Origin of the sequence: Pseudoalteromonas 'SMAR', assembly GCF_048515945.1 — a bacterium.
Lineage (GTDB): Bacteria > Pseudomonadota > Gammaproteobacteria > Enterobacterales > Alteromonadaceae > Pseudoalteromonas.
Genome location: NZ_JBLWMW010000059.1, coordinates 1 through 6,563, shown reverse-complemented (window position 1 = coordinate 6,563; position 6,563 = coordinate 1). Strand labels below are relative to the sequence as shown.

The window sequence follows — 6,563 nt, the reverse complement described above, 5'->3', positions numbered from 1 at the left end:
GGCGGCCTTTTTTAATGCCCATAGTTTGTAGCCGCGATTTTATATCGCGATTTCCCTACCAAACCCACCGTCGGATAAACCGACTCCCACCAGATGCAGGATCTCTCTGTTCGTAGGCGCGATTTTATATCGCGATTTCCTTACCAAACCCATCGTCGGATAAACCGACTCCCACCAGGTGCAGGCTCTCTCTGTTCGTAGGCGCGATTTTATATCGCGATTTCCCTACCAAACCCATCGTCGGATAAACCGACTCCCACCAGAGGCGAAAGCTCCCTATTCGAAGGCGCGATTTTATATCGCAATGGGATACTCCATATTTGCCACATATATCTGGTTTAGTTTACATAAGGCGTAAGCTTGAGCGCATATTAGGTAAAAGTTTGGTTAATTTCGTAAATATGTGCACAATAGCTGCAATAGAGAGTTTAAAAAATCAGGAAATAGAAGATGTTCGCTTGGAGTAAACACACTGCACGTGCTGTGCTTGCTACTGTTTTATCATTAGCCCTGCTATCAGAGGCGGCAGCCGTAGATAAAGAAAGATCCTATATACTCGCTACGGCGTCTTCAGGTGGTACCTTTTACCCTGTGGGCGTGGCCATCGCCACCTTAACCAAGTTGAAAGTCACACCTAAGCATGGCATGAGCGTGTCTGCGATTACTTCGGCAGGCTCCGGGGATAACCTTAAGTTGATGCGCAATCAAGAAGCGCAGCTGTCTATATTGCAAGGGCTTTATGGTGCCTGGGCGGCACAAGGGACTGGGGCAATGGCTGGTATCGGCAAGCAAGACTACCTGCGCTCAGTGACCATGCTGTGGCAAAACGTGGAACACTTTGTTGTGGATAAACAGTATGCCCCAAGCGGCAATATGACGGATCTAAAAAATCTCTATGGCCAAGGGTTTGCAATTGGTAAAAGAAACTCAGGCACGGAAGGCTCTGGTCAGCACATACTGGCGGCGTTGGGCATAAACAGTGAGCAATTCAACCTGGTACACAAAGGGTATAGCGGCTCAGCGAATGCGTTACAAAACGGCCAAGTGGCTGGTGTGAATATTCCAGCGGGTGTACCTGTTAGCGCCATTACCAGTGCGTTTGCTAGTAACTCTGATGATATTCGTATTCTAAACTTCAGTGATGAGCAGCTTGCTAAAGTGAACGGCGATGTTGAGCTGTGGTCGCGCTACACCATTGCTGCAAATACTTACCCAGGACAAACACAGCCAGTGGCAACCATTGCCCAGCCTAATTTCTTGGCCGCACATCAGGACATGAGCGAGCAAGATGTTTACTTACTCACCAAAGCAATTTATGAAAACCTAGTGTTTCTGCAAACCATCCACCAGGCAACCAAAGCCATGGCGGTAGAAAAAGCGCTGCAAGGCCTACCAGTTAAGCTCCACCCTGGGGCACTAAAATATTATCAAGAGGTGGGGATCACGGTACCAGAGCATTTGCGCTAAATGTGATGATAACTGGATAGCAAGCAGTCAAAATTATGGATGTAGAACCGAGTAATCAGTCTCGGCGAGTGTTTTATCTCGCCATTGTAACCAGCATTTTTCACCTTTACTTTAACCTAGTAGCGACGTGGCCGGATAATTACATTGCCGCGATGCATTTTATGCTATTTGGCAGCTTAGTTATTCTGACTGAGCCATTGCAATGGCGTAAAGCCCCATCTTTATCACGTTCATTAGATCTGGTTTTGATGGTGGCTTTGCTCGCCAGTAGTGGGTATTTAATTGCCTTCAGTGATGACTTGGCGGCACGAAACTATGAGTTTTCCAGCAGCGACTGGTGGGCAGCGAGTACGGCTGTGGTGTTGGCTTTAGAGCTGGTGCGTCGCAGTATGGGCTGGTTTATTCCCATGCTGATCTTGGTGGTAATGAGTTATGTGTTGTTTTTAGGGCAATATATTGACGGGGTGTTTCATTTCGCTGGACTCAGCGCTGAAACCATTTTGTTTCGCAGCTACTTTGATGATGGTCTTTTCGGTCCTATCGCTAAGATTTCATGGACTTTTGTATTTATGTTTATCTTGTTTGGGGCGTTTTTGGTGCAAGCCGGCACTGGGGATTTTATTATTCGTTTTGCCAATGCGTTAGTAGGCCGTATGGTTGGTGGGCAAGGTTTAGTTGCTGTGGTCAGTTCAGGAATGATGGGCTCGGTGTCCGGCTCTGCAATTGCCAATACCGCAGCCACTGGGGTTATTACCATTCCAATGATGAAAAAAGCCGGCTTCCCGGCGAAGTTTGCTGCGGCAGTTGAGGCTGGTGCTTCTACCGGTGGTCAATTGATCCCACCGATTATGGGGGCTGGGGTATTCATCATGGCTTCTTACACGCAAATTCCCTATCTAACCATTATCGGCGCAGCGTTTGTGCCAGCATTACTGTACTTCTTATCCATTGCTATTTTTGTCCGTATTCAGGCTAAGCGCTTAGGTATAGCCCCAACCACGGATAAGCAGCACCCCAGCGCTTGGCAGGAGTTTAAAAGTGGCTGGCACCACTTATTGCCGATTGGGCTGTTGGTGGCACTGATGGTGTATGGCTTTACGCCAACCTACGCCGTTAGTATTGCCACTTTAAGTGTCTGCATCTTCTCTTGGTTTTCTACTGCCCCCATGGGTTGGGGTAAAATTGCAGAAGCCTTAGCTGCAGCGGCAAATAACTGCGCAAAGACGGCGGTGCTGTTGGTTGCGATTGGGGTATTGGTCAATTGTATCTCCTTGAGCTCTCTTGGTGTCACCTTTTCATTGATGATAAACGAGTGGGCGGGGTCGAATTTGCTGCTCCTTGTGGCCTTAATTGCGTTAGCCTCATTAATTATTGGTATGGGGCTGCCAGTGACGGCGTCGTATATTGTCTTGGCAACGTTATCGGCACCAGCGTTGTATGGTTTGATCAGTCAATCGGCCTTAGTGGATTTGATAATCGCTGGGCAGTTAAATGACTCGGCTGTGATGATGATGAATATGATGGCACCCACCCTAACTGAGCTGTATGGTCAAGGCGGCAGCGCCAGTGAACAAGTTTTCACGGCACTTGCGGCACTGCCACCGGAGGCCATTGAGATCATTCGCAGTAACCAGTTTGCAGCGGGTCAATTGGCGATGATGTTGCTATCGGCGCATATGATTATCTTTTGGTTATCCCAAGACAGCAACGTGACACCACCGGTTTGTTTAGTGGCCTTTACCGCTGCGGGCATTGCCAAAACCCCACCGATGGCCACGGGCATTGAGGCGTGGAAAACCGCAAAAGCGCTATACATTATTCCGTTACTATTTGCCTTTACGCCTTTTATTGGCGGCACCTATGCCGAAATCGCTGGCATATTTTTCACCGCTTTGCTGGGGTTATATGCGGCAGTGGCGGCCATTTATGGCTACGCTGAGGCAAAACTCGCCGTCGCTACCAGAGCTTTATTGGCTGTGTTGGGGATTGTTTTAATATGGCCACATGAGCAATTGCTTGTTGATATCGGAGCGGCGCTTAGCGTGGTGCTAATAGTGGTTGTGCAGGTTGTGAAAAACCGTAGGGCCTTGTCACAACCATGCAATTAATAAACTGTGGGCCTCGTGATGAGGCCTTGAACAGTTAACTGATGTGCTGAATCGACTGGTGAACACGAGCTGGCAACAGTGCTTTTAAGTACTGCTCCAGCGTTTGCAGCGAGTCGGTGCCGCAAATTCCCGTGGTTTCATTGTGCTCAATAAAGCCCTGTTCTTTTAAGCTAGAAACAAACGCACTGAGTACTTTCTTATCGAAAAACTCTGGGCTTTTTATGCCGTGCAAGGTACCCAGCCGCTCAGCAAGCTGGGTGCTTTCACTTTCCAATTCATTACGGCTTAAGCCTTGATGACGCTTAACCAAGTTGATGGTAATGGCATAGCGCTCTAAGGTTAAGTGGATCACTTTGCCCAGCATCTCGAGTTGCGCCAAAGCATCGCCATCTTTATTCACAGTGGCATTCTGACCGTCAAAGTCAATCAACCCCTGTGCCGCAAAGAAGCGCAGAATTGACTCAATATAGCCCTCGCTAAGCTCAGTGAGGAACCACTCTTTGGCAAACAGCGGGTAGAGTAATTCTATTTCTGCACGGCACTCTTGTAAGCTTAAGTTATAACGATTGAATAGCTGCTGTGCAATTAAGCTGGGTATGGCGAATAAGTGCAGGATATTGTTGCGGTAGTAATTGAGCAGTGCGCGCTCTTTTTCTTTGACGCTGATGATTTCGCCAAAGCTATCGGCGGTCACTTCGAACTTATCGAGTTTTAATGCGTGCGTTAATAACTCTTCCGCGCTGCAATCGGGCACAGTGGCGTTGCTGTGATATGGTGCTTGACGATGTAGTTCAAGGTACAACTCAAGTTGCTGCAGTAGCTGCGATTTCGGCAGCGCAAACTGCTCATTGCTGAGTAGAATAGTGGCCAATAAGTTGACTGAGTTTAAGGCTGCCGAGTTATTGATTTCAGTCATGATGACATCGGCCAAATTGGCGACCTGCTGATTAAGCCAAACGGGCTTTTGTGCCTCGGTTGGGTGAATCGCTTCACGCCAATCTGGCTGTTGTTCATTTAAGTATTGATTCACCGAGATAGGCTCACCAAAATTCAAATAGCCACGGCCATAATTTTTCAGGTTTTTAATGGCTTTAAAAATGCCAAAAATAGACTCATTCTTTTTGCTATTACCTGCCAGCTCTTTGAGGTAGGTATTAATTTCCATCACATGTTCATAGCCAAGGTACACCGGCACCAAAGAAATTGGGCGGTCGATGCCGCGCAGCATAGATTGCAGTGTCATGGCGAGCATGCCTGTCTTGGGTGGTAATAAGCGGCCAGTGCGGCTGCGACCACCTTCGGTATAAAATTTCACCGAGTAGCCCTTGATAAATAACTGACTCAAGTACTCTTTAAATACCGCGGAATACAGCTTATTGCCGGAAAAGGAGCGGCGAATAAAAAAGGCGCCACTGCGACGGAAAATCGGTCCAGCAGGGAAGAAGTTAAGATTCACCCCAGCGGCAATGTGCGGTGGCACTAAGCCCTGGTGATAAATCACATAAGTTAGCAGTAAGTAGTCCATATGACTGCGGTGGCACGGGACATAGATAATCTCATGGCCTTTATCGGCAAGAGCTTGAACTTTCTCTGAGTTATTGACCTCAATGCCATTATAGAGCTTGTTCCACAGCCAAGTGAGTGCGCGGTCAGCCACTCTCACCATGGCATCGGAGTAGTTTGCGGCGATTTCGTCGAGTAGCTCCATGGCTTCGAGGCGTGCTTCCTCTTGGCTCAAGCCTTTGACCTTGGCTTCATCGGCAATGGCTTTTTTAATGCTAGGAGCCGCGAGAATTGAGTTAAATAATTGTTCTCTTGAAGGCAGTTTCGGCCCTGTGGCGGCCAGCTTTTGGCGGCGGAAATGCACTCGGGCAACACGCAGCAGCTTATGTGGTAGCTCTTCGACATCGGCTTTATCGTTGAGCAGTTGGTTCAATTCAATGGGCTGTGAAAAGCGCACGAAGTTATCGCGACCAGAAAACAGCACCACAAAGCACTTACGCAACCAACTAGGGGTAAGAGAGTTAGACACCAAGGTGCCTAGCCCCGGTTTTTCTTTACCTGGGTTGCGACCCCAAAGGATAGTCACTGGGATCACTTGAGCCTGGCTATTTTCTGCCGTATCTAAAGCAGAAAAAATCGCTTTACTGCGCGCTAGGGCTTCACTGGGTTTATGCTTGTTGCCAAACACACTGGGCGGCGCCTGAATGCCAACAAAGCGGTTAAGTTGTTGCTCTCCCAGTGTTTGCTTGTGTGACGGGCGGGGCAAGCCGAGTTTTTTACACATAACATCCAGCGCCACCATATCCGAGATGGAGTCGAGTCGTGCCACGTAAAAAGTGGGAACATCAGGGTCTAGGTCGTAGTCAGTGATGGGGTTTTCAGGTAACACCTTACTTTTGACAAAGAGCCAATTGCTGCAACGAGCCAAAGTAGTAAGCAAATAAGTGAAAATCTGCATGAGAATACCGATCAATTATTATTGGTTATAGAATACCAAGAATTGACTGGACTGACCATTTACATACGATTCATGGTGAGCACCAGTGTACTGGCGTTAGCTGTAAGGTAGCATAGAAGCTGTACAGTATATGCACTGTTTGCAGTTTTGACGGTTGCGGGGTGCTGTTTTGTGTTAGCAAAGAAGGAGTCAGTCGTTGTGGTTACAACCATAATTACCGCCCAGCGGCCGCCGCTAAAAATAAGCTGCGAATAATTGTTGCATTTATCACCAATATCACTATAATATGCAGACTTTCTTAGCCACAGTGCTTAGAAAGTTAAAGTAAAGGTCTGGATTTCAGGCCATTAAACAGGAACTCCAATTGCGAGTTCAATGGTAGAAATAAAAGAACAGCCGACTTCTCAGGATTATTGAGTTAGTCTCGGTCGTTTTTTTATGCTCTTTTTAAATGCTCTTTTAATTGAGGTTAAAGAATGTCAAATCAACGCATTCGTATTCGCCTAAAAGCTTTTGACCACCGTTTG

Annotated in this window: 3 protein-coding genes; 2 read left to right on the top strand and 1 reads right to left on the bottom strand. The window is 47.5% G+C overall.

Annotation, left to right across the window (positions count from 1 at the left end):
• Positions 1–450: 450 nt before the first annotated feature.
• Positions 451–1,467, top strand: a complete 1,017-nt coding sequence (locus ACNKW2_RS17495; protein WP_419149704.1) for a TAXI family TRAP transporter solute-binding subunit — start codon at positions 451–453, stop codon at positions 1,465–1,467.
• 35 nt (positions 1,468–1,502) lie between these two features.
• Complete coding sequence (locus tag ACNKW2_RS17490) at positions 1,503–3,575, top strand: TRAP transporter permease (protein ID WP_419149703.1); 2,073 nt, start codon at positions 1,503–1,505, stop codon at positions 3,573–3,575.
• 34 nt (positions 3,576–3,609) lie between these two features.
• Here ACNKW2_RS17490 and plsB read toward each other — a convergent pair whose 3' ends face one another.
• Positions 3,610–6,036, bottom strand: a complete 2,427-nt coding sequence (gene plsB / locus ACNKW2_RS17485; RefSeq protein WP_419149702.1) for a glycerol-3-phosphate 1-O-acyltransferase PlsB — start codon at positions 6,034–6,036, stop codon at positions 3,610–3,612.
• Positions 6,037–6,563: the final 527 nt, after the last annotated feature.